Annotated in this window: 31 protein-coding genes; 19 read left to right on the top strand and 12 right to left on the bottom strand. The window is 57.3% G+C overall.

Going from position 1 to position 22,237, the window contains the following annotated elements; all coding sequences use genetic code 11:
• Positions 1–23: 23 nt before the first annotated feature.
• From DJFAAGMI_RS07380 to DJFAAGMI_RS07360, 5 genes are all read right to left on the bottom strand, one after another.
• Positions 24–1,232, bottom strand: coding sequence for an Arm DNA-binding domain-containing protein (locus DJFAAGMI_RS07380; RefSeq protein ID WP_211456528.1), 1,209 nt, complete (start codon positions 1,230–1,232; stop codon positions 24–26).
• Entirely contained in the window at positions 1,211–1,438 is a 228-nt protein-coding gene (locus DJFAAGMI_RS07375; protein ID WP_003054634.1) for a hypothetical protein, read from the bottom strand. Before DJFAAGMI_RS07375 ends, DJFAAGMI_RS07380 begins: the two co-directional genes overlap by 22 nt.
• Positions 1,439–1,490: 52 nt before the next feature.
• Complete coding sequence (locus DJFAAGMI_RS07370; protein ID WP_211456527.1) at positions 1,491–2,447, bottom strand: phosphoadenosine phosphosulfate reductase domain-containing protein; 957 nt, start codon at positions 2,445–2,447, stop codon at positions 1,491–1,493.
• A 67-nt stretch (positions 2,448–2,514) separates the two neighbouring features.
• A complete protein-coding gene (locus DJFAAGMI_RS07365) occupies positions 2,515–2,877 on the bottom strand; it encodes a hypothetical protein (RefSeq protein WP_249333899.1) in 363 nt (120 codons plus the stop codon).
• Between the two features lie 123 nt (positions 2,878–3,000).
• Positions 3,001–3,759, bottom strand: a complete 759-nt coding sequence (locus tag DJFAAGMI_RS07360; RefSeq protein WP_211456526.1) for a BRO-N domain-containing protein — start codon at positions 3,757–3,759, stop codon at positions 3,001–3,003.
• 362 nt (positions 3,760–4,121) lie between these two features.
• On the opposite strand from DJFAAGMI_RS07360, the gene DJFAAGMI_RS07355 reads away from it, so the two are divergent.
• The 3 genes from DJFAAGMI_RS07355 to DJFAAGMI_RS07345 are packed head-to-tail and all read left to right on the top strand — an operon-like array spanning position 4,122 to position 5,635.
• Positions 4,122–4,541, top strand: a complete 420-nt coding sequence (locus tag DJFAAGMI_RS07355; RefSeq protein WP_211456525.1) for a hypothetical protein — start codon at positions 4,122–4,124, stop codon at positions 4,539–4,541.
• Positions 4,538–5,038 carry a helix-turn-helix domain-containing protein gene (locus DJFAAGMI_RS07350; protein WP_249333897.1) on the top strand — a complete coding sequence of 167 codons (501 nt, stop codon included), beginning with the start codon at positions 4,538–4,540 and terminating at the stop codon, positions 5,036–5,038. The genes DJFAAGMI_RS07355 and DJFAAGMI_RS07350 overlap by 4 nt, the downstream gene beginning before the upstream one ends.
• An 18-nt stretch (positions 5,039–5,056) precedes the next feature.
• Complete coding sequence (locus DJFAAGMI_RS07345) at positions 5,057–5,635, top strand: RES family NAD+ phosphorylase (protein ID WP_211456524.1); 579 nt, start codon at positions 5,057–5,059, stop codon at positions 5,633–5,635.
• Between the two features lie 28 nt (positions 5,636–5,663).
• On the opposite strand, the gene DJFAAGMI_RS07340 is transcribed toward DJFAAGMI_RS07345, so the two are convergent.
• Positions 5,664–5,861, bottom strand: a complete 198-nt coding sequence (locus DJFAAGMI_RS07340) for a hypothetical protein (RefSeq protein WP_211456523.1) — start codon at positions 5,859–5,861, stop codon at positions 5,664–5,666.
• Here DJFAAGMI_RS07340 and DJFAAGMI_RS07335 point away from each other — a divergent pair.
• The 3 genes from DJFAAGMI_RS07335 (at position 5,860) to DJFAAGMI_RS07325 (ending at position 7,772) form a co-directional block, all read left to right on the top strand.
• A complete protein-coding gene (locus tag DJFAAGMI_RS07335) occupies positions 5,860–6,507 on the top strand; it encodes a DUF4145 domain-containing protein (protein ID WP_249333895.1) in 648 nt (215 codons plus the stop codon). The two genes, DJFAAGMI_RS07340 and DJFAAGMI_RS07335, sit on opposite strands and share 2 nt — an antisense overlap.
• Before the next feature lie 11 nt (positions 6,508–6,518).
• A complete protein-coding gene (locus DJFAAGMI_RS07330; protein ID WP_211456522.1) occupies positions 6,519–6,950 on the top strand; it encodes a hypothetical protein in 432 nt (143 codons plus the stop codon).
• A gap of 213 nt (positions 6,951–7,163) precedes the next feature.
• Positions 7,164–7,772 (top strand): DUF4337 domain-containing protein, encoded by a 609-nt coding sequence (locus tag DJFAAGMI_RS07325; protein ID WP_087082919.1) that lies wholly within the window; start codon positions 7,164–7,166, stop codon positions 7,770–7,772.
• A gap of 339 nt (positions 7,773–8,111) precedes the next feature.
• On the opposite strand, the gene DJFAAGMI_RS25145 is transcribed toward DJFAAGMI_RS07325, so the two are convergent.
• The 4 genes from DJFAAGMI_RS25145 to DJFAAGMI_RS25020 all read right to left on the bottom strand — a co-directional run bounded on the left by DJFAAGMI_RS25145 (position 8,112) and on the right by DJFAAGMI_RS25020 (position 10,992).
• Entirely contained in the window at positions 8,112–8,246 is a 135-nt protein-coding gene (locus DJFAAGMI_RS25145; protein WP_283245729.1) for a hypothetical protein, read from the bottom strand.
• Positions 8,228–8,497, bottom strand: a complete 270-nt coding sequence (locus tag DJFAAGMI_RS07320; protein WP_211456521.1) for a hypothetical protein — start codon at positions 8,495–8,497, stop codon at positions 8,228–8,230. Before DJFAAGMI_RS07320 ends, DJFAAGMI_RS25145 begins: the two co-directional genes overlap by 19 nt.
• A 1,246-nt stretch (positions 8,498–9,743) precedes the next feature.
• Positions 9,744–10,139, bottom strand: a complete 396-nt coding sequence (locus DJFAAGMI_RS07315) for a hypothetical protein (protein WP_211456520.1) — start codon at positions 10,137–10,139, stop codon at positions 9,744–9,746.
• Between the two features lie 463 nt (positions 10,140–10,602).
• Entirely contained in the window at positions 10,603–10,992 is a 390-nt protein-coding gene (locus tag DJFAAGMI_RS25020) for a S24 family peptidase (protein WP_249333893.1), read from the bottom strand.
• Between the two features lie 402 nt (positions 10,993–11,394).
• On the opposite strand from DJFAAGMI_RS25020, the gene DJFAAGMI_RS07305 reads away from it, so the two are divergent.
• Complete coding sequence (locus DJFAAGMI_RS07305; RefSeq protein WP_211456519.1) at positions 11,395–11,613, top strand: hypothetical protein; 219 nt, start codon at positions 11,395–11,397, stop codon at positions 11,611–11,613.
• A gap of 161 nt (positions 11,614–11,774) precedes the next feature.
• On the opposite strand, the gene DJFAAGMI_RS07300 is transcribed toward DJFAAGMI_RS07305, so the two are convergent.
• Entirely contained in the window at positions 11,775–11,984 is a 210-nt protein-coding gene (locus tag DJFAAGMI_RS07300; RefSeq protein ID WP_211456518.1) for a hypothetical protein, read from the bottom strand.
• Positions 11,985–12,081: 97 nt separating this feature from the next.
• Between DJFAAGMI_RS07300 and DJFAAGMI_RS07295 the strand changes: the two genes are divergently transcribed.
• Complete coding sequence (locus DJFAAGMI_RS07295; protein ID WP_211456517.1) at positions 12,082–12,462, top strand: hypothetical protein; 381 nt, start codon at positions 12,082–12,084, stop codon at positions 12,460–12,462.
• Positions 12,463–12,538: 76 nt separating this feature from the next.
• Here DJFAAGMI_RS07295 and DJFAAGMI_RS07290 read toward each other — a convergent pair whose 3' ends face one another.
• Complete coding sequence (locus DJFAAGMI_RS07290; protein WP_087082940.1) at positions 12,539–12,814, bottom strand: hypothetical protein; 276 nt, start codon at positions 12,812–12,814, stop codon at positions 12,539–12,541.
• A 61-nt stretch (positions 12,815–12,875) separates the two neighbouring features.
• Between DJFAAGMI_RS07290 and DJFAAGMI_RS07285 the strand changes: the two genes are divergently transcribed.
• From DJFAAGMI_RS07285 to DJFAAGMI_RS07235, 11 genes are all read left to right on the top strand, one after another.
• Complete coding sequence (locus DJFAAGMI_RS07285; RefSeq protein ID WP_087864709.1) at positions 12,876–13,346, top strand: phage regulatory CII family protein; 471 nt, start codon at positions 12,876–12,878, stop codon at positions 13,344–13,346.
• Between the two features lies 1 nt (position 13,347).
• Positions 13,348–14,181, top strand: coding sequence for a hypothetical protein (locus DJFAAGMI_RS07280; RefSeq protein WP_211456516.1), 834 nt, complete (start codon positions 13,348–13,350; stop codon positions 14,179–14,181).
• 71 nt (positions 14,182–14,252) lie between these two features.
• On the top strand, positions 14,253–14,594 hold the full coding sequence (locus DJFAAGMI_RS07275; protein ID WP_167002296.1) for a hypothetical protein: 342 nt from the start codon (positions 14,253–14,255) through the stop codon (positions 14,592–14,594).
• Positions 14,595–14,607: 13 nt separating this feature from the next.
• Positions 14,608–15,396, top strand: coding sequence for a helix-turn-helix domain-containing protein (locus DJFAAGMI_RS07270; protein ID WP_211456515.1), 789 nt, complete (start codon positions 14,608–14,610; stop codon positions 15,394–15,396).
• Entirely contained in the window at positions 15,389–15,937 is a 549-nt protein-coding gene (locus DJFAAGMI_RS07265) for a hypothetical protein (protein ID WP_211456514.1), read from the top strand. Before DJFAAGMI_RS07270 ends, DJFAAGMI_RS07265 begins: the two co-directional genes overlap by 8 nt.
• 178 nt (positions 15,938–16,115) lie before the next feature.
• The gene (locus DJFAAGMI_RS07260; RefSeq protein ID WP_349305221.1) at positions 16,116–16,622 is read left to right on the top strand and encodes a hypothetical protein; all 507 of its coding nucleotides are present in this window, start codon (positions 16,116–16,118) and stop codon (positions 16,620–16,622) included.
• Complete coding sequence (locus DJFAAGMI_RS07255) at positions 16,619–18,661, top strand: phage terminase large subunit family protein (protein WP_211456513.1); 2,043 nt, start codon at positions 16,619–16,621, stop codon at positions 18,659–18,661. The genes DJFAAGMI_RS07260 and DJFAAGMI_RS07255 overlap by 4 nt, the downstream gene beginning before the upstream one ends.
• Positions 18,662–18,670: 9 nt before the next feature.
• A complete protein-coding gene (locus tag DJFAAGMI_RS07250) occupies positions 18,671–19,081 on the top strand; it encodes a Mor transcription activator family protein (protein WP_211456512.1) in 411 nt (136 codons plus the stop codon).
• A gap of 275 nt (positions 19,082–19,356) precedes the next feature.
• Positions 19,357–20,640 carry an AAA family ATPase gene (locus DJFAAGMI_RS07245; RefSeq protein ID WP_211456511.1) on the top strand — a complete coding sequence of 428 codons (1,284 nt, stop codon included), beginning with the start codon at positions 19,357–19,359 and terminating at the stop codon, positions 20,638–20,640.
• Between the two features lies 1 nt (position 20,641).
• Positions 20,642–21,064, top strand: coding sequence for a hypothetical protein (locus tag DJFAAGMI_RS07240; RefSeq protein WP_211456510.1), 423 nt, complete (start codon positions 20,642–20,644; stop codon positions 21,062–21,064).
• A gap of 295 nt (positions 21,065–21,359) precedes the next feature.
• Positions 21,360–22,157, top strand: coding sequence for a Rha family transcriptional regulator (locus DJFAAGMI_RS07235; protein ID WP_211456509.1), 798 nt, complete (start codon positions 21,360–21,362; stop codon positions 22,155–22,157).
• The last annotated feature ends 80 nt before the right edge of the window (positions 22,158–22,237 follow it).

Raw genomic sequence — 22,237 nt, 5'->3', positions numbered from 1 at the left:
CTTTGCCTTTTTAAAACAAAGACTTATCGCGATCTTTGTTTTTTCAGGGGAGTTCCTGGGGAGTTTTGTCCGATGAAGGACTCCAGCTTCGCCTGCTCGATATCCCCTTGGGCGTCGTCCAGCCACTTGGAATAGACGTTCAAAAACATCTCCACCGAATGCCCCATCTGCTTGGCTGCATAGGCCGGCGTGGCCCCTGCCATGAGCAGCATCGTCGCATAGGTGTGGCGCATATGGTTGGGCGGGCGGTAACGAATGCCCAGCGCCTTGAGCATCGGCACCCAGAAGGGGTTGCGAAACCGCTTGTCGTCTGCCCATGGCTCGCCATGCGTCGGGTCGGCGAAGATTGTTAGTGAATCCTTGGGCGCGGCCTGGCTCAGGACGTCGCTGGCCAGGCTGCCGAGGTGTGCCCTCGGGGTCTGTTCCTTTTGTCTTTCCAGCGCATCCAGTGCCCGGCTGTTCAGGCTGACCAGGCGGGCCTTGTTGGTCTTGGTCTGCTTGCGCAGGCCCTTGACGACCGCCTCGTGGATCAGCACCTGTTTCTTGTTCCAGTCGATGCTGTGCCAGCGCAGGGCCACCATCTCGCTGGTGCGCAGGCCTGAGAAGAATCGAAACGTGATCAGATTGGCGACCGTGGGCGCAAACTTGGCACGCGCGTAGCCGATGATCTTCTCCACTTCCTCACGGTCGAACGGGTCGGGCGGCTCCCGCTGCCACTTGGCGCTGGGGACCGCCGCGACCGGGTTCTCGGTCAGCAGCTTGTCGAGCACGGCCAGGTCCATCGCGGATCGGAGAGCTGACACATAGTTGTTGACGGTCTTGCCGCTCAGATCTGGCCGGGTCTTGATGGCGCGAAGAATGTCCGAATGCTTAAGGGTTGAGACCTGCTTCTCGCCAATGAACGGCTTCCAGAATTTGACCGCGCTGAGGTAGCCGGCCAGCGTCGAATTCTCTGCCACCTTCACGGACAGCCAGTGATCCAGCTGGTGGGCCACAGTCGTGCCGGCGGCCACCGTACCGCCTTCTGGAAAGTACTCGCGCATTACAAAGTTGCCTGCGCGGATCTTGAGCTTGATTTCGGCAAGCAGCCGAATGGCGTATTTGATATTGGCCGGCGTTGGTGCAATGGCCTTGCCGTCCACCAGAAGAGTGCGGCGAATGCGCTCTCCCCGGTAGGCGAACGAGAGCCGAATGCCGCTCTCGCGAATCTCTACACCCCGCGCATTACCCATTTCTGGACTCCTTCACGGTCGATAAAAATGTGCGAATCGGGCGACCTGAAATACTCGCGCCGCTCGATCCAGACACCGCTCTCGATCTTTCGGCGAATCGCCTTCTCGGTGAAGCCCGAGATGGCCGCAAAAATCTTGATGGTGACAAAGCGATCCGGTGCCAAAAAGACCGGCGGCGGCTGGGTGGCGGTCAGAAAAGAGTCCATGTCATACCTCCTAATTAAGAAGAGCCTCGCTCAGTAGCAGGTTGGGTTGGGGTTAGTCGCACAGTCCATAGGCCGATGCACAGGTATGGGGCTCATCAAGCTGGGCCAGCAGATCGAACTGTCGGCCTCCATGGGTTGTCTTTGCCCACTCGATTCGTGTCCAGACATTCAGATCTGCAAACACTTTGCGTCTGTCCTTGGCTTTGTGACTGTCGGCAAAGAAGGTGCTGAAGCCACGTTTGCTGCACTGGCTGACTGCGTGTTCCCATTCGCTGATGCGTTTGGGGTGGTCCGGCCATCGCAGTGCAATTTGGCGAAGCTCGGACTTGCTGCAGTTGATGCATGGCATGCAACCCACTCTGTTAGCGCCTTGCAGATAGAGCGGATTGGGCTGGATGCTTCGCTCTGCGCAGTAGGCAAAAACGTTGACAGCACTCCATTCAACCAGTGGACGGAACGCCCAAAGACCTGGGCCAATGCGCTCTATCAACTTGGCGCACTTGCGAGCTTCCGACTCATCGCGGCGGACCCCTTGCCAGCTGACAATCCGGTGTCCCTGACCCTGTAGAGCCAACTGGAATTCAACGGCCATATTCCGCTTCAGCTCCTCGGTGCAGAATTGGGCTTTGCGGCTTGGAAAGCGGCCCTTTAGCATGCAGAGATCGAGGAACGGATTCCCGGAGGGATGCAATGCAGCAAGGGCGCGGCGCTTTGCTTTGTTGCTCCAGCGAACCTTTCGGCCCGACTTGTCGCGCCGCGTGCGCTGATCTCGAGCGATGAACATGCGGCGCACGGCAAAACGGGCTGCGAAGTCGGCACGCAGGCGCACTATCTTCACGTCCAACGCTTGCTCCAAATAGATCAGGTAGTCATAGACGGCCTGATGCTCGTTACCCGTGTCGCAAAAGATCGGAACAACGCTTTTGGTAGGACAGCGCTTAAGCGCGAGAGCCAGCAATGCTGTACTGTCTTTGCCCCCTGAAACAGAAATGACGTGCTTTGTGGCCATGGACCGGGTCTCCAGAAAACAGAAAGCCCGCTCAGTGGCAGGGCTCGGGGTTGCTCGATTGCGTGGGTTACATCGCATGCTGTGGCCGGGCATGCCGCGTAGAAGCGCTGGCAGGCTCCTGGCTGCGCGCCGGCACCAGCGCGCAGTGAATGACGCGTGCATGCACCTCGCTGCGTGGCGGGCGGCAGGCCAGCGTGTGGATGCGGGCGCGCTCCAGCTCCACCACCAGGGCGGCGCCGGGTAGCAGCGCTGCATGGTGTGTTTGCCAAAAGCGCTGCGCCGCCACGCCCGTCCAGGTGGCGCGCCATGGCTCGGTGTGATGTGGGCCCAGGCGGTCCAGCAGCAGCAACTGCAGCTGAAAAGCGCCGCACAGCGCCGTGCTGGCCTGCGGCGGGGTGCGGCTGAGGAAAAGCGTTCCGGTATGGCGCATACATGCCTCCTGTTTTGGCAATGAAAAAAGCCCGCACGGCTTGGGCCGGGCGGGCTGGGTTTTGAATGAAATCAGGCTCTAGCGTTGATGCATCAAGCGCTGTTAGCTATGAAATTGATAAACCTACTGCAGCTGCAGACGGCCTTGGTGGCCGGATTGAGCGGTTTGGGCGGTTTGGTTGGGCTCGGCCTGCTGCAGCGCCTGCAGCTCGGCGCGCGTGGCCATGCGCTGGGTGCAGGCTGCCGCCAGTCGCGCCAGCGTGGTATCGCTCACGATCAGGTCGGTGCGCACGGCCTGGGTCAGCTGGGCCAGCGTCATCACCATGGCGCCGGCCTCGATGGGCTGCACATACGGGTTCATCGCACCGCCCGTGCCACGGGTAAAAGACAGCAGCATGCGGGTGGAGTGGGGTGCTTCGCCCTCCAGCATCACGGCATCAAACACCGCCTGATAGACCTGCAGCGTGGCCGCATGAGCCAGTTGGTGGGCGTGCTCGACAAGGTGAACGTCGCGCTGCGGAGCGTTGTCGTCGGTCTGTTGTTCAAGCAAGTCCAGCACCCAGGCCCGAAACTCCTTGGCCACGGTCGTGCGTGCAAACATGGCCAGAAGGTGCGCGCCGCGCAGGCTGAAGATGCGCACTTCCTTTTCGCTGTTCCCATTGCCGAAACCCTTGACGGTCAAATTGACCGTCAAGGTCATCTTCTCAGTGAACTCGTCGGAGCGCCGTGCATAGATGCGGTTGATCGCGCTCTCATCGGCATATCCAAGAGCCTGGGCAATTTCGTTTGCCTTGAGCCAAGGCTGCCCTTGGTGGTCAACGATACCGAAGGTGGTGGAGTGAAAAGACAGCGCAGCAGCGCGTGCGTTGAGGATGTCAGCCATGGCGGCCTCCGAAGGTTGTGTGCTTTGCTACAACCACCGCCGCTCGCTTCCAAACAAATGGCGGTGACTCGAAGAGGTTGGAAGACCGGACAACCCTGCGGCAAACCGGCGAGCCTCGCGGCTCCCCCTCCGAGCCACCATAAAACTGGGGCCACAGACGACAAAGCCGCACGACTGCGGTTCAGGTGCGGCTTTGTTGTCACCGCTAGATTGTTTCAGGCTTCCAAACCCGGTCACGCTTTACTGGCGTGACACGATCAGTGTAGCGCGACTCATCGCGGTTTGCAAAGTGTTCCAATTTTTCCAACTTAACGAGATTGACGATCTTCGCGAGGTTTGCCACAATGGTGTCACCTCAACTCATGGCGCAAGCCGTCACCCACCTCTGTTTTGAAGCCCTCACCATGACAGCCGAAGCACTATCACCACCCAACCCTGCGGAGAGCTTGCGCGAGCGGCTTATCCGTAAAGGAGTAATTACTCCCGAAGCTTCTGATGAAATTAATCAAAGGGCAGCCAAGATTGTCAATCGAGTAATTCTTGTTGGAAATTTGGGAAGAGGTTTTTATTCTGAAATAAATAGAATCTGCGGGATAATCAATAAAGTATTTAAGACGATTAATAAATCTCTGCAGAATGCTTGTTTAAGTCTTGCAGAGAAAAAGATAAACAAATTAATTTTATCTATTGAAGGGAGATTTTCAAAACTTAATAGGGGTTTTGAAATAGTTAGGCATAGTTTCTTTTTTGCCTTCAAGGTAGATAAAAGAAATACGCCATGAATATGGCAGAAGGAAGTTTGATGTTAACTAATTCTTTAACTCATCTTTCTGCTTTTCCAGAGGCAGATACCAAGGGAAGGACAACCGTAAAGGCTGATCCTTATGCCACTGCTGCGCAATCGGCTGCAGTGTTGCGCTCAGGCGCGGAGTTCCGGAAGAACCGGATCGCTGCTGCCGACATGCTGACAACTGACGAGGCTGCAGAACTGGCCGGTGTGTCGCGTGTGACGATCAATGCTTGGATCAAGCAAGGTCGCTGCATCGGCATCTCCAACCTGCGTCGCGGTTTCAAGCTGCCCAAGTGGCAATTTGAACCTCAGGTCTTCGAGTTGATTCAGCCGCTGTTTGAAGCGCTGGGCACTACGGATAGCTGGAGCTTGTTGGCATTCCTTGAAAACTCACAAGAGGCACTTGACCGCCGCACACCTTTGGTGGCGCTGGCACAGGGTGAATCTGCTGAGCGTATCTTGCAACTGGCCATGGCAGAAGGACATTGATAAAAATGACCTTCAAAAATGACAATTTCGGTAGATCAGGTTCCAAAAATTGAATTGCCCGCAGGGCAGGTTTTCCATCGCGTTCAACGTATCAAGGCGCGAAAGGGTAGCGTAAAGATTAATCGCATGATTCTTCCTCCGGCAGGAATCAAGGCAGGGCGGTTTTGTCTGGCAACTGGGGTGTCGGCGTATCTGGCAGATAGTGCGGAGACGGCGTTGTATGAGGCAGTTTTCAGGCGAGAGCTTAAACAGCATGTCCCTTTGGAGGAGCTGCGATTAAAGACGCTGAGTTCTTTCATGTCTAAGAAGCCTTTGCGGCTGGTGGATCTTCGGGGACTTGAGGAGCAGTACCCGGTTCTGCAGTCGCAGCGTATTCAGCACACGCAGGCGCTGGCTGAGGTGTGCTTTGGTGGTGGTTACGACGGCATCTTGTATGCGTCGGCACAGCACCCCCAGCATGTGTGTGTGTGCTTGTTCGAGTCTGGAGCCAGGCGGCTGAGCTTTATGCAGACGCTGCCGTTGGTGAAGCCGGACACGAACATCTTGCTGCAGGTGGTGATCGAGGCCGCAAGACGTTCAGGGGTGGAAATTACCTGAAGCTAAAAAGCCCGCTGATGCGGGCTTTTTAGTTGGGTGATTTTGACTTAAGAAGGTGCCGTTGGTGCTCAAGTAGCAACCGCATGCAGAGGGTGCAGATAAAAGCATCCCTGTCGGGCGCTGTGCGGTACAAATCCACCAGTTGCTGCAATTTGAAGCCGCCGTCAAAATTCAGAACCGCCGAAATGGCGTTGTCATCGATCACGATAGAAGAGAGGGAGTCCATGGCAGTCCTTGTGATGCAGTGCCCGCATTGCGGTGCGGAAAATATGACTTTTGCAGCGATCTCAGGCAGCAATAGCAATCGAAACCTGACTTCGTCGATCTTTGCCCAATGCTCAGCCTGTTTTGAAGGAGTAGTAGCTAAATTTGCGTTGAGCCAGGCGGGGTATAGGGCTGAACAATTGCTGGGTTATCAAGGCAATGTTCTAGAGCACCCTGCAGTGGTTCTGGAGAAGGTTTGGCCCACTTTGCCTCCTATTGATGCGCCGCAGAGTACGCCTGAAAAGGTCGCTCGCAGCTTTGTGGAGGCAGCGAAATCAAGACGTTCAGGGCTTTGGAACGCCGCATGTGGCAGTTATCGCCGTTGCATGGAGCTGGCGTTGAAGGAGTTTGCCCCTGATGTCGAGGCATGGAAGCTGGAAAAGCGTATCGACAAGCTGGCGGCTGAGCATCGAATTACACCAGCTCTTCAGACATGGGCGCATGAGTTGCGACTGGATGGCAACGAGGCACTGCATGGGGATGATGATGCGACGGAGGATATGGCAGAGCAAATGCATCATCTGACTTATTTCCTGCTGACCTATTTGTACACTTTGCCGAATCAGATTGAAGAGGTGCGAGTGCGACGTGAAGCGGCATCAGAATAAATCTTAGAGCCATGCAAAGTATCCTCAATAATCTAACTGATGCGTCTTGGTGGTTTACAAGCCTCTTTCCGCCTTTGCTGATAATTCTCTTGGCGAAGTTTTGGAAATATTTCTTCAGAACATCAAGAAAACTGTTTCGTGTGACGCGGGCACGGTACTTGAAGAAGGTTAAAGAAAAAAGGCTGGACGACTTGCTGATTCAGCGAGAAATGTTTTCTGCCCAAGCCGCCTTTAATGTCTTTATGACGTTTATATCCGCTGGTTTTGTCATATTGGTTCTGAATCCTTACTCGGGTGTAAGTGGAAAGAGTATTGCATACGGAATTATTATTTCTGTACCTATTATGATTTCAGAAATTTTCTGGCTCAGTAAGGATGGGCGTGTGCAAGACTTAATTGCGCGCCGCAAGCGCTGGCTGAAAGGGAAAAAGCAGGAGAGATAAAGCGCCCCTGCATAGGCGCTGCTTCTCAAAGGCAGTGCCTATGCCTGCTTTGCAAGCTCTGCTAGCCACTGGTGACCCATGGCCATTTGCTGCTGGTCGCGAAGCCTGTCCAGCAAGGCCGCGCTTTCGGCGTACCTGTGAGCTCTGAAGCCCAAGTGGCGGTCATACCGGCCCCATAATGCGCCACCCATTGCTATCAAAAATTTGGCACCTATGTCTTCCAACGGCTTTCACGTCCACGGCCCGCACGATCACGAACTCGAACATGCCGCCCAGGGCGAACATGGCGCAACCGCCCACCACGGTATCGGCGGCGGCAGCCTGACCAACCAGATCGCCATGTGCACCGCAGTCATCGCCACGGTGGGCGCCATCTTCTCGTACATGGGCGGTGCGACTCAGGCCAATGCCGGGCTGTACAAAAACGACGCAGCCATCAAGAAGACCGAGGCGGCCAACCAGTGGGCCTTCTACCAGGCCAAGAGCACCAAGCAGTCGATGGCCGAGTTTGCGCGCGATTTGGTGGCCACGGAGGACAAGCGGGCTGCCTACCAGGCCAAGGTGGAGCGCTACGAGAAGGAAAAGGATGACATCAAGCGCGATGCCGAGCGCCTGGAAGCGGAGGCCCGGCAGTGGGACGAGCAGTCCGAAATGCAGATGCACCTGCATCACCGCTGGGCCCAGGCCACCACGGCGCTGCAGGTCGCCATCGCCCTCGCCGCCATTGCGCTGCTGACCAAGAAGAAGTGGCTCGAATACGGGATGCTTGGCGTTGCCGCGCTCGGCCTGGCCGTGGGCGGGCTGGCGATGCTGCATATCTAAGAGCGTTTTTACGATCGGCTGCGCAATAGCGCCAGGAATGCGAGATGGGCGAACTGCAGGCTGGCGGTGACCAGCCGTTCGCAGCTCGTCGCGGCCTGGGGTGTCGTTCATCAAGACTCCCCGGTGATCAAAAAAGCCCGCAGGGTCTGGAACCTTGCGGGCTTTTGTTTGAGTGGTGGCTTTTGAACTTGTGAGCGCGTTGCGCTTGCTCTAGCTGCGTTTGAAAGTAGTTTGCTACCGATAGCCTTGCTGGGCTGTCGGTAGCTGCTTTGATTTCCATAGCGCGTAGCAGGCGGCTGCGCTGGCGGTCGCGGTGCTGCAGCTCGTGCAGCACGGTGTCTATCGGATGCATCGGCAGGAGATCCCCAAGCCCAGGTGGCCCAGCTCGGCAAAGCCGTGGTCAAACGCTTCGGCGGCGCTGCGGGCGATGTGGTGGATGGAGACGCAGCCGCATTTCAGAACAAAGATGCGCATGACGGGTGCTCCTCGAAAAGCTGCATATTCAGGTGATTGGCGGTGCCGGCGCGTACGCGGTTGATGGTCATCAGCGCCGGGCCATGCTGGCTGCGACGCCGTGGCTTGCTGGCTGCAGCTGCCTGCTCGGCCGCAATGCGTGCGCGGGCCTTGGCGAAGGTGTCGGCAATGTTGGTGCTGGCCGAGTTGCTGTACTGAAATGCCGCGCTGGTGATCGGCACGCTGGGCAAGGTGGGGCGGGCTGCTTGCATGGGTTCTCCGGTTGAGGGCAAAAGAAAAGCCCGCTCAGCGATTGCTGGCGGGCTTGGGGGATTGACGACTGCAGCTATCGACTGGCGCAGACCGTGCAGAAAGAGCCGATGCCATTGCAGGCATGCCAGAGGAAGTGAAGTGGAGGGAGGAGAGGCCCCTGGCTCGGCGAAAACCGTTCAAACCGCAGCGCCCTGGTGCAAGGCGCTCTGGTTTGGCCCCGATGCGCTCGGGGTGGGCGGTGCCGGGATTCCAACCGGCGTTGCCGTTGTTGCTCTTGGCCGCATTCGCCTCACCCTTTTGACCGTGTACGCCCTTTGGCGGCTGGATACGGCAGGGATGCCGCGCAGAGCAGCGGCCATGCCCGCTGATGCGATGGTGCCCGGGGACGCTCTGCGTGGGTGGAGCGAACGACATGGGCAGGCGACTTTTGAAAGACCGGGCCTGACCCGGCCGATGCCGTGGCGCCCATCGCGTCTGCAATCTGCTTTACCCCTGAAGCCAGTTCGCGTTGGCGTTGATGGCTGTAGCCCTGTGTTGACGGGGCTTGGTTGTGTGGTGGCGGTTGCTGCGATGGATGAATTACACCAATTGTGTAAATCAATGTCAACACGTTTTGTGTATTCGTGCGATTTTTTTGTGTAGTTTGAGTGAGTTGGGCGTAAAAAAGCCCGCTGTTGCGGGCTTGGGGTAAGGCCTTGCATTGACTTATTGCGGGCGATTCGCTTGCGAGCAAGAGATGAGCTGATCGCTGGCAGCTGGTTGGCTTGGATAAGATATCAGCTCTCAGAATGCTTGCTGATAGTTAGGTCTGTGATGTTGCCGCGAGAACGCAGGAGATCTATGTAATAACTGGCATTAGTCCCATGGACGACAATTCTCTCGCCAATCTTTGCAGCAGTGAAAGACTGAGGTGGTCCGGAGCCGACAGTCACACGAAGGGATGCATTGGCGTTTGTAGTAGAGAGGACGTGAACTGTGCACAGTCCATCTGATGTGGTAACAGAGTTACCAGAATTGACCCCAGTTTCTGGAAGAACGATCGGTGAAGGCGCCGATAGTGTTTTGTGAACTTGGAGTTGCTCCTTCAAGCGGGTAATTTCCTCGTTCCGAGGAACGATGAGTAGGTTGTGGCTAACAGCCCAAGTTCCGACGGCTACCGCAGCACATAGGCTAAAGAGTCTAACGAAGGGGTGTTTAATGAAAGCATCGATCAAGTAAAAATCTCCATGAGCTTAAAGTCTGGTTTCACAGGACTTTCGCGCTATTTTCGGTAGATTCGGTGGAATGGTTGGAGTGGTCTTGGGAATCTGAGAGTGGATCTTTAAGGTTGTTATCAACGGGAAAGCACGAGAATTCTATTGACTGAAATACCTTTATTCCATTCATTTGAACAAACTCGAGGGCGAGATTGCATGTTTCAGGGCTGATATCTCTTCCATACAGAACTGCGTTTATTTCGTGAGGTATGGGGGCAGGAATTGCCGAGCCGTTGGATGCATCTAGAACGTATGCTTTTCCTGGTTCAAGTAATTTTTTATCGAGATCGCTTTGTAGATACCATGTGCGAGAGCCCTCCTTTGTTTTTTTATCTATCGTGACTCGCTGCAATCCAGCGGGACGGCTGCCAGTGTTGGACACCATGAAGACTGTGTGTAGGTGGTTTCCCTCAAGAATTGAGATGGTTATTTCTGCTTTTTTTGAATCAAAAAAATTAACGACTGGTTGCGCAGCAATTATGGATAGTAGTGCTAAAACTAGGCTAACTATTAACGTTCCATTGTTAAGGAATCGAAACCAGTTTTGATGTGCGGTACAGTGATGGCAACGCGTTGCGCCAGAATTAATGGGCTGCTTGCATTCGCGGCATAGGCTCATAGAGGTCCAACTAGATTTGGCGGCAACTAAATATCGGTTGACGCTAGGATAATAATGACTCAGGCCCCAGTGATATAGGTGTGAGTGGATAATTAATTTTTAGGTAAATTGAAAGAATAATATCGTTGTTTGTGACGGATGCAGGTAACTGATGATTGAATATGGCCTTCTGGCTGAGAACTGAAACTCTGTTGGCCAAGGCAGTTGCTTTGCTGTTCAGGTGGTTGATTTACAGCTTCTGCCCGTTCCACGCCCAGACCACACGGCCCAGCACGCGAACCTGGTGATCGCCGTTCAGTTCGTCCACGGTCTTGATGTTGGGGTTGTCCGAACTCACCTCTAGCGAGCCGCTCATGCGCATACGAACGCGCTTGATATAGGTCTGGCCGTGCACATCGAGTACATAGACGCCTTCATGGCTGGCAGGGTCGCGCGAGCCTACATCAACCAGCAGCACATCGCCGTCGCTGAAGGTGGGCGACATGCTTTCGCCTTGGGCGTGAATGAACTTCAGCTCCCGGATATTTCCCGGCTTGATGTGCTGGTTGATCCAGTGTGCGGACAGTGCCAGATCGCCCACCACATAGTCCGCATCGAGCGTGTCATTACCTTTGCCCATGCTGCCGCTATTGGCTAGAAGGGGAATTCGAATTAGGTCGCGAGGTTCGGTGGCTGGCAAAACCTCCGCTAGGTTATCGCTCAAAGCTGCCCGGACAAAGCGAGGGCCGGAGCCTTCCAGAATGTAGGTGGATGAAACCCCAAGCAGACTCTGAGCCTTGGCCGCCGCCTTGGCGGAAACGCCGCGAGTGCCCCAGTTGGTGACAGTCTGGGCGGACTCGTTCATAGCATCTGCGAGCTTCTGTGGGCCGCTGATTTCTGCATTGACTTCGCGTGCTGCGCTGAGCAAGCGTTCGAAGGTTGGGTGCTTCTCTTTTGACATAGGCGGATTGTTCTGGAATTACACAATCTGTGGCTACACAAAAGGATTGATAAAAATACACTCAATGTGTAGCATTGGGTGATGACCGATATCGAACTCATTGCTCACCATGGAGGCCCGGCGAAATTTGCCCGGCTTCTCGGCCTCCCTGGGGCAAAAGGTGTGCGTCGTGTATGCAACTGGAAAAAGCGCGGGATTCCGGCTGCAGTGAAGGTGGCGTTCCCCACGGTATTTCGATTGCAGTTCTGGCCCGAGCTGGCTTCACAGCCTCAATCCGGTCAGGAGGCTGCGAATGGCTAAGTGCATCTCTCGCCGTCGTCGCAAGCTCGCGCCACGTCGCGCATTGGCTTTCATGGTTTCCGCCGGCGAAGCCGGTGCGGTGGAGCTGACTTTGTATGCCGGCCGCCGTTCATTGAGCCGTGAGCTCGATGCGCGCGACGTTAGGACGCTGGTCGAGCTGCTTAACCAAACATCGCCGCAGCTGACTGATCTCCCGTCCACAGGATGGTGTGGGTCTTCTTGGCATCAGCTTTCTTCCATTTGCGGGAGCGATACGAATGCATAGCAATAGCACGTGCTTGAGGCTCGGTCAGTGGGAAATAGCTCGCTATGCGGAGATGTATCTCACCCAGGCGGTAGGTCGTTGGGTGAATGACATTGGGCATGTTCATGGTCTAGCAGCCGTGGAAGTGTTGGTTTCGGTGGTGGTTCGCTCGCTGGTGTGGCTACAGCTTAGCTCGCAGTCTCAGTCTGGCAAGGAGGCTGCTCATGGCTAAGCGCATCTTTCGCCGGCGCCGCAAGTTGCCCAGGATGCACCTTTCTTTGCCAGAGATGCGCTGGAGCCGGGAGTCATTGGTCCGTCGATGGCGGGCACAGAGACAGCAGGAAGGCGTACTGGTCGAAAACTGGGTTGTGGATCGCATTCGCGGCGGTTATCTGCAGCTGACCTTGCGGTCTGGAAGGCGAACGATGCGACGCATGTTGACCCGGGCGGAGACAGATGCATTGATCGTCGAGCTGGCCATCCGCGTGACTGATATCGATAGCGGGCAGTCCTGGGAGGAGGGGCTTGCAGCAGCCATTTATCGGCATAGAGATGCCTGCATCGAGGAGGCGCTCCTGGGTCACGCATGCAAAGGCGGCGAATGATTGATGCACTGATGTGGAGTGTGGTCCGTCACTCTGTTCTCCCTCGGGCTTTGGATTGTGCTTCCCATACTAACGCTCACGTCAGCACCCGCACCGCCACGCGCTGCAGCTCTTCGATCACGGGCAGGGGCACGCTGCCGGTGCGCAGCATTTCGTGGATGCACTGGTTGTTCCAGCGGGCGACTTTGCGGGTGGTGAAGCTGTCGCGGCCTTCGACGTCGAGGACGAAGACGATTTGCTGCAGCAGCAGCTCCATGGCGTGGGCCCACTCGGGTGTGGGGGCGATGGGGGTCTGCTTGGCTGTCTGTGCAGCGGCCGTCAGCGATGCGCCTGAGAAGTGAGGTGTGGTCATGAGAAGCAGTGTCTCTTTCCCTCCCCACGCAAACAATGGCGAAGCAGGCCGCCCAAACGACATGCGGATGCCGGCCGATGTGACGGATGCGGCTTACCTGATCGCGCACAACCACCCCGGCGGCGTGCGCGTGCTGGCCGAGCGCATGGGCGTGAGCGCCAATACGCTGCAAAACAAGCTGAACCCGAACAACACGACGCACCACCTGACGCTGCGCGAGTCTGTGGCGCTGCAGGTGATGTCGGGCAACCCGGCAATTCTGCATGCCATGGCAGCAGCCCTGGGCTACACCTGCGTGCCTGCGTTGCCGGACCAGGCCGCGGGCGACCCGGTGGAGGCGTTTGTGGCCTTGCAGCAGGAGGTGGGCGAGTTCACATCCGCAGCGGCGGACGCCTTTCGTGGCGGCAAGGCCATGGTGAGCCGCAACGAGATCAAGCGGCTGCAGTACCGCTACAACGAGCTGATATCTGCCTTGAACCAGCTGCTGGCCACGGCGGCAGCGCGCGTGCCGGCGCCGGTGGAGGAGGGCTGATATGCATATCCAGCTGAGCGCGCGGGTGCTGAACCAAGCGGAGCTGCTGCGGCAGATCCACGGCCTGACGGGCGCACAGGCCGCCAAGGCCTATGCCAAGGCGCTGAACGATACGGGCTTTGAGATCCGCCGCGCTATGCAGGACGAGATGCGCGCCGTGTTCGACCGGCCTACGGATTACATCCTGCGCAGCCCGTTTGTGCGTATGGCCACGGCCGCCAAGCTGAGCGTGACGATCGAGCCGACCTATATGGGCGGCAAGGGGATCGATCCGCAAAAGATTCTGGATGCCCAGACCTGGGGCGGCCGCCGGCGCGACAAGCGCAGCGAGGTGGCACTCAAGCGTGCGGGCATCCTGCCTGCCGGCTATCAGACGGCGATTCCCGATGAGGCCAGAGGCGGCCCGTACCCCGGCAGCGATGACGGCAAGGGCAATTTGCGCGGGCCGTTTCTGGTGCAGCTGATCAGCTACTTCCAGGCGTTTGGCGAGCAGGGCTACAAGGCGAATATGAGCGCCAAAGGCTATCTGCGCGTGCACCGCGGCACCAAGAAGCAGGCGGGCCGGCGCTATTTCGTGACCTATGGCAAGACACGCGGCGGGCCTCGCATCACCCAGAAGGGCGAGCAGGACGAGCGCACGTCGCACCTGGCCCCGGGCATCTGGGCGGCCAGCGGCACGGGCGGTGCCGATGTGCGCCCGGTGCTGATGTTTGTACGGCCAGGGCGTGGCTACCTGCCGCGCTTTGACATGGACAAGGTGGCCAAGCGTGCCGACGCCACGGCCTATCTGGAGCGCCGTATCCGCTACCGCTTGCGCGAGGCCGCAGGCGTATGACTTCCATGAACCCAGCAACGACTTTGAGCGCGGGCGCGCAGCCGCCCGTGCAGATATCAGGAGGTTTGACCATGCAGCAACCCCAATCCGTAGTGACCGGGCGCGACACCAGCGCCGAGGCGTTTGCCGCTCTGGGCAACGAAACGCGCCGCCGCTTGCACGAGCGCCTGTACGAGTCGCTGCGTCATGCCCACCAGCAAGGCGTGCGCGACATGAGCCGGCGCGAGCTGCGCGATTACCACAACGCCCAGACGGGCGAGTGGCTGGAGCTGTGCAGCGTGGCCAGCACCGTCAATGCCCTGCTGGCTGCCGGACGGCTGGAGGAGGGCACTGCGCGCCGCTGCAGCCTGTCGCCGCGCCAGCGTGACGTGATGCCTGTGCGCTGCAAGGCGCGACAAACGGCCTTGGCCTGATCGGGAGAGAAGTATGAGCACCATCATCATGTCGGCCTGCTGGCCGCTGCAGGGCATGTCTGCTGCGCAAAAGGCGGTTCTGATATCGCTGGCAGACCAGTCGAACGACGACGGCGTGTGCTGGCCCGGTGTCGGCACCATTGCCAGGCGCACCTGCCTGTCGGAGCGGGCCGTGCAAGAGGCGCTGTCCTGGCTGCAGAAGGTCGGTCTGGTCTTTCGGGAATATCGCCTGAATGCCAGTACCAGCTACACCATCACGCCGGGCAGTTTCGACCCGACCAAAGCACCTGCCGGTCGCCGCCGGAGCAAGGCAGGTGGTGCAGATGGCGCACCCCCCGCAGATAGCGCACCCCCCGCACCAGGCGCACCAGGTGGTGAACCAGGCGCACCTGCACCCCCGCACCAGGCGCACCCCAGGGGTGAACCAGGCGCACCCAAATCATCATTGAACCGTCATAGGAACCATCAAAGAACCAACACACCTGCGCTTGAGCGCGCAGGACCTGTTGCCCAACCGGAGGACGTGACAGACCAGACCTGGGCCGACTGGCTGCAGCTGCGCAAGGTCAAACGGGCACCGGTGACGGAGACCGTGCTGAAGGGCGCCAAGGCCGAGGCAGCAAAGGCCGGCATGACGCTGGAGGCCTTTCTGCAGCTGTGGTGCATACGCGGCTCGCAAGGGCTGCAGGCCGCATGGCTCAGGCCTGCTGCAGCACCGGCAGGTGGTCGTGCGCCGGCGTTCAACGCGAACAAGCACGCAGCTGCGGCAGCAACGATCTTCGACGGGGTGTGGGATGCATGACGTGGCGACGTTGACGGCTGAAGCGATCCAGCAAGCGCAGGCACGAGCTGCGGATCCGGCAGACGGGCTGCGGGCCGGCCCTGCGGTGCGAAAGCTCTTCGTGCTGCTGCAGGGCAGCTACGGCAGCCTGTTCCTCAGCAAGTTCGCCACCGGGCTGAAGGACGGCCAGGGTCACGACAAGGGCATCCGCGCGGCCATGAACGTCTGGCAGGCGCGCCTGGGTCGCTTTCCTGCCGACGTGCTGGAGGCCGCGGCCGCCCGCCTGGCTGCAGAGCACCCCGACTTCCCGCCCAACCTGCCGCAGTTCGAGCAGATGTGCGATGCAGTCATGCCGCGCCAGACCTATGCCCAGCAGCAGGGCCTGCCTGCCTTGCCTGCACCCGTGGCCGCTCCGCCTGTGAAGGTCAACCTGCAGGAGCGCAACGACGGCAAGGATTGGGCACGCCGCATCGTGGCCCGCATGGAGGGTGGCGACACCAGCATCTCGTACTACGCCGGCAAGTCCGCACGCATGGCCCTGGGCCTGGAGGTGAAGGTTTGATGCACTGCACAAAAAATAGGCAGGGTGAGGGTCGCGGGTCCTTCCGGCGGGCCTCTGAAGCGGGTAATTCGAGCCGCGTTGTCGGACTGTTTCGTGGGTTTCCTAAGGGGGTTGTATTGTGAGGATGATTGAGCTTGAAGCCCGCCCCACGCAAGCGGAGTTTGCTAGCGTTATCGGAGTGTCTCAGCAGAACGTCAGCGCCCTCATGGCGGATGGCAAGCTGCCCACCGGCGGCACCTGGGCCGAGCTGCTCAGCGCCTACTGCAACCGCCTGCGTGAAGTGGCGGCCGGACGCATGAGCGGCGAGCTGGGCGGCCTCGACCTTGTCCAGGAACGCGCCGGCCTGGCCAAGGCCCAGCGCGAGGCGCAGGAGCTGAAGAACGCAGTCGCCCGTGGCGAGTACGCGCCCATCGGCATCCTGGCGGACGTGCTCGGGCTGGCCAGCTCCGCCATCGTCGATCGCATGGACCAGTTCGAAGGCCAGGTGCGCAAGGCCTGCCCGGACCTGCCGCAAGAGGTGCTGCTGATCGTTCTGCGCATCATGGCCGACGCGCGCAACGAATGGATCCGCTCCACCTCCCAGCTGGTCAACAAAGAGGTTGAAGCCATGGCGCTGCTCGACGCAGACGAGACCGCCGCATTGGATATCAGAGCAGGCAGCGGCGAGGAGGGCGACGCCGCATGAGCGCACCCCTCAGCCCTGAAGCCATGGCCGCCATCCAGGCCGCCGCCGCGCTGGGCCTGTCCAGCCTGCGGGCCGATGCGCCGCAAACCCTTAGCGAATGGGCGGCAGAGCACTTTCTGCTGGCGGGCGAATCCAGCCACCAGAAGGGCGGCTGGGTCGGCTGGCCCTTTCAGCTCGGCATTCTCGACTTCATGAGCGACGACCGCATCGAAGAGCTGGCCGTCAAGAAGAGCAAGCGCGTGGGCTATACCAAAATGATCACCGCCTTCGTCGCCTACAACATCGCCCACCGCCGCCGCAAACAGGCGCTGTGGCAGCCCACCGACGACGACCGCGACAGCTACGTCAAGAGCGAGATCGAGCCCGTGCTCGACGGCGTGGTTGCTGTGCAGGCCGCGCGCCGCCAGGGCAAAGGGGTGGAAGACACCATCAAATACAAGCCCTTCCGCGACAGCGTGCTGCACCTGCTGGGCGGCAAGGCTGCGCGGGCCTACCGCCGCATCACCGTGGCCGTCTCCATCCTCGACGAATGGAGCGCCTTCGACCAGAGCATCGAAAAATCCGGCGACCCCGGCAGCCTGGCCAAGGGCCGGCTGGAAGGCGCGCCTTACCCCAAGTTCGTCGGCGGCAGCACGCCCCGCGTCAAAGGCATGTGCCATGTGGAGCGCGCCTGCGAAGAATCCGACGCCTACGTCCAGTACCACATCGAATGCCCACGCTGCAGCGCGGAGCACCCGCTCGTCTGGGGCAGCAAAGAGCTGCCCTACGGCTTCAAATGGGTCAAAGGCCAACCCGCCAGCGTGCGCCACGTCTGCCCCCACTGCCTGCAGAGCATCACCCAGGCCGACTACCTGCCCGGCGGCTGGCCGCTCACCGGCACCTGGGTCTGCAAAAAGACCGGCCGCCGCTACGGCGCAGACCGCATCTGGCGCGACGCTGTGGGCCAGCCCTGCCGCCCGCCGCGCACCCTGGGCGTGCATGTCTGGGCCGCCTACAGCCCTCAGCGCACCTGGGTCAGCATCGTCGATGAATTTGAAAAGGCCCACCGCGCCCTGCAGGCGGGCGACGTGGCTCCCATGACCGGCTTCACCAACGAAACCCTGGGCGAAACCTGGGAGCTCAAAGGCGACAGCAGCGACGAACACGCCCTGCAGGCCCGGGCCGAAGACTACCCCCTGGGCCGCGTGCCCGCCGGCGCGCTGCTGCTTACCGCCGGGGTCGACGTGCAGCGCGACCGGTGGGAGATCGCCATCTGGGCCTGGGGGCGTGGGCTGGAAAGCTGGGCCATTGCCCACCAGGTCATCCAGGGCAACCCCGCCAGCGAGGCCGACTGGGAGCCCGTCACCCAATACCTGCAGCAGCGCTATGTGCAGGCCTGGCACGGCGGCAGCCTGGGGCTCAGTGCCATCAGCATCGACTCGTCCGACCAGACCCAGGCCGTCTACAACTGGGTGCGCAGCGCGCAAGGGCAGCTTTCCGGCCTGCGCGCCATCAAGGGCGACAACAACGACAACCGCAACATCGTCGGCCCCAGCAGCCTGCAAGAAGTCAACTACCGCGGCCGCAAGATATCGCACGGCATCAAGCTCTGGCTGGTGGGCGTTGACAGCGCCAAAGACTTGCTGCTGGGCCAGCTCGCCATCGACAAATATGGCCCTGGCTACGTGCACACCAGCCAGAAGCTGCCGCGCGAATGGTACGAACAGCTCACCGCAGAGCAGCGCGTGCTCATCAAGGTCAATGGCAAGGACATGTACCGCTGGGTCAAGCGCAGGCCTCGTAATGAGGTGCTCGACGCTCGAAATTATTCTCTGCATGCCGCCATGTGCCTAGGTGTGCACAAATGGCCAGAGGCCCGCTGGCTGCAGCTGGAGCAAACCGTGCAGCCCCCGCAAGACCTCTTCAACACCGCCCCGGCCCAGGCCGCCCAGCCACAACCGCAGGGCGGTGAAGCCGCACCGCCACGCGCGCCAGCACGGCCCAGCCCGTCGCGCCAGTTGGCGGACGAAGAGCTTTTCAGCCCCATCAGCCTTTATTGATAAAAACCAATGCAAACGCAGGCACCGCAAGCGCAACCAGCTATCAAAACAATGAACGACAAAGACGCAACCACCACCACCTCTGTATCCAGCAACAAGCTGGACCCCATAGCCGTGCTGCGCGAAGAACTGGCCGCTGCCGCGCTATGCCATGGCGTGGAGCGGGTGGAGGATTTGACGGAAGAGCTGGTGCGCCGTTATGTGGCGCGGTTGGGGGGTGTGCAGGTTTATGTACCAGGGCAGCGTGCTGTTGATCGCAAACGGGTAGTGGAGGAAATTCGCGCCAGCTTCGATGGGTGTAATGCTATCCAGCTGGCAAATAAGTATGGTTTGAGTCCTCGGAGAGTAAGGCAAATTTTAGTGGGTGCTTCACGAGTCAATGCCAGACGATCAAAGACGCCTCAGGTTGCTGAGATGTAGGAAAAGAGACAGGCCTCAGCACTAATGGGCACAGTGCACGAGAGCCTGTAAAAGAACTCGGCAGAGAGTGCAACAAGTGCAGGGAGTTTGGGATTGGAACCGCGCAAGGTGCTTGTTGTGAAGTCAAGCGATAGCTACTTTGCTTCCTCAGGTCGTTGTTGCTTGATGTTAGTGCATTCCTACTTTTTAAAGTATGTCATTCCGTTGATCCGCTGGTGAATGGGAATTTATAAACACTATCGTGTAAGATACCTAAAGTTACATTGGAGGAGCGTGTGGAGAAATTAACTATAAACAATTTTCTGATTATAAAAAAAGCAGAAATTGACGTTAAAAGAATTAATATTATTATTGGCCCTCAGGCCAATGGGAAAAGCCTTGTTGCAAAGATACTGAACTTTTGTAAAACATTAGGCTTGGATTTTATAGAGGGAGTTCAGGAGAACAAATCAAAACGAGAGCTCGATAATAAAATTCTTAAAGAATTTGAAGAGAGGTTCCCTCGATATACTTGGGAAGGTACTTCTTTTGATATCAAATATCAATTCGAGGATATTGAGTTTAATTTAGTTGGTAGGAAAAGCTCCAAGCAAAACAAAACTACCATCTCTATTCGTTATTCGGATAACTTGGCGAGAATTTTTGTCGCAAAGAAGAAAATATTTCAGAAAAAACTTGATGAGCGGAGAAAAAGTAATTCATTGAAGGCTGGACGTAAGAGCGTATTTTATGAAGAGGGTATTTTCTATGAGAACGTAGTTAATTCTCTAAGACGAGGTGAATATTCATCGTTCTTTATGAATGGATTTTTTATTCCGGCATCTCGCTCTTTCTTTGCTAATTTGCAGAAAAACATATTTTCGTTTTTGGCATCTAATTTGGATATTGATCCATATTTGAAAGAATTTGGTAAAGATTATGAAAATGCCAAACGCTGGTATAAATCTGACTTTATGCAGAAGCGACTGGATTCTAAAAATGCCAATGACATTCATCGCGTTATAGAGCAAATTATTGCTGGAGATTACGAATTTTCTGATGAGCAGGATTGGATCATCGGGAAACAAGGCTCAAGAATTAATTTGGCAAATGCCTCATCTGGGCAGCAAGAGTCGCTACCAATGCTCATCACGCTCTACTCGTTGCCTATCATGAATAACGAAGATGATGATGCAATGTGCTTTATTGAAGAACCTGAAGCGCATTTATTTCCAACTTCTCAGGGACACGTTGTATCAATAATTTCTCAGCTGTATGCCACAACTCAGTTGAATTTCTTTATGACAACGCATAGCCCATATATTATATCGGCAATAAATAATTTTATTTTGGCTAGCGATAAGGTTAGAGCAGGTCTGATAAGTATTGAAGAGTTTAGAACAATAAACGGATCAGGTATCCCAATAAGATATGAAGATGTTGCCGCTTATTCCATTGAAAATGGGGTCACTGTAAATATTTGCGATGACGATTATCGCCTGGTTGGGGCAGGTATGCTTGATAAAATCGGGGATCACTATGAGAGCGTAATGCACGATTTATTGGCTAGAGGTGAATAAGATGGATTACAAGAAATGCAGCTCTTATTCAAATGATCCCTTGGTTGTCGTCGAAGAGAATAAATGCAAATTCACCGTGGTTAATAAGAGTAAATCTCGGATACTAAAATTGCAGGTTGATAAATGTCTTGTTACAGATGATAGAGAACGATGTGATTGGATGATTGGGATTGAGAGTGAAGATAATCTGAGAATGATGTATGTTGAATTAAAAGGGAAAAATGTAGATAAAGCTATTTCTCAGTTAAAGTCAACAATCTCATTTACAAAGGATAAATTTTCAAAGCATGCTAGAGAGTGCTATATCGTGACAACACGCTTTCCAAAGGGCGGTGTTGAACAGCGAAAATTGATAATGGATTTTCGAAAAAGCACTAATGCACCTCTATCGTTTAAGAATATTATGTGCTCTGTGACTGTTTAGATGTTCCGTTGCAAGCTGTTATCGACTAGAATCGCTTCATCACGCCCGTAAGCGTGATCTGGGCTTGGTCGCCCGGCACAACAGGCGCAGCAGCCGCGCCATACAAGATGGTCTGCGGCTTTTTGCTTTTATGAGCATGTCTGCGCGCACATGGCTCCGCTTTACGGTGGGCCGTGTGGGGACACCCGCGAGGGTGTGCCGGTGCCTGTTGCCGGTCGACCAACCCTGCACGGTCCACCACCTTCTCTTGGTCGGGAGGGTGATGGCTCAAAAGTCCATCAACAGGAGCCTCACCATGGCTGACATCTCTACCGGTTCTTCTGCATCCGTCGTCGCTGCTCGTCCTGAGCTTTCCATTCACGACGGTAGCGTTACCACCACAAGTCTTCAAGTCGCTCGGTTCTTTGAGAAGCGCCATCGTGATGTGATGCGTGCCATCAAGAACCTGATCGCCGAGTTGCCAGATTCAGATGCGCGCAATTTTGCGCGGACCAGCGTTGACACCCGAATTGAAGGTGCAGCCAATATGCGGGGGGCGACTAGGCAGGATGCCGCTTTCCGCATGACACGCGAAGGCTTCATGCTGCTGGCCATGGGCTTTACCGGCAAAGAGGCGTTGCGCTGGAAGCTGGCCTATATCGCCGCCTTCAACCGCATGGAGGCCGAGTTGCAAAAGCCCGCGCAAGACCCCCAGCGCATCCAGCTCGCCCAGCGCTTGGCCACCCAGGCGGCAGCCCAGGTCACGCAGGCCGTGTTCGACGCCGTGATGGCTGCGGACAACACCGACTGGCGCCACGCCCGCTACCTGCTCAACCTGGGCTACGACCGCGAAGGCCAGCCCAGCGTGCCCCATGCCCAGCCCATAGCCGACGACCAGATGATCGTCTCCTTCAACGCGCTGCCCGAGCGCATCGCCAGCGGCGAGATCCTGTCCGCCACCGACGCCCAGCTCGCCACCCTGGCCACGGCCTGCACCCAGCGCCTGACCCAACGCGTCCAGCACCGCGAAAAGCTGGTGACCCAACCTGTCTACCCCAATCAGAAGTCCGCCACCAGCCTGCCACCCGGCACGCTGATGATGACCTTCAAGTAATCGGTTTTGATAGCTGCTAGCGCTTGACAGATAAGCACTAGAGGCAGATTTGGCTTGAAGTCTTTGGTGCAATGAAAAAG

Source organism: Comamonas brasiliensis (genome assembly GCF_018292285.1).
Classification (GTDB): domain Bacteria; phylum Pseudomonadota; class Gammaproteobacteria; order Burkholderiales; family Burkholderiaceae_C; genus Comamonas; species Comamonas brasiliensis.
Note: the sequence above shows the minus strand (reverse complement) of the source record. Positions and strands in the feature narration are given on the sequence as shown.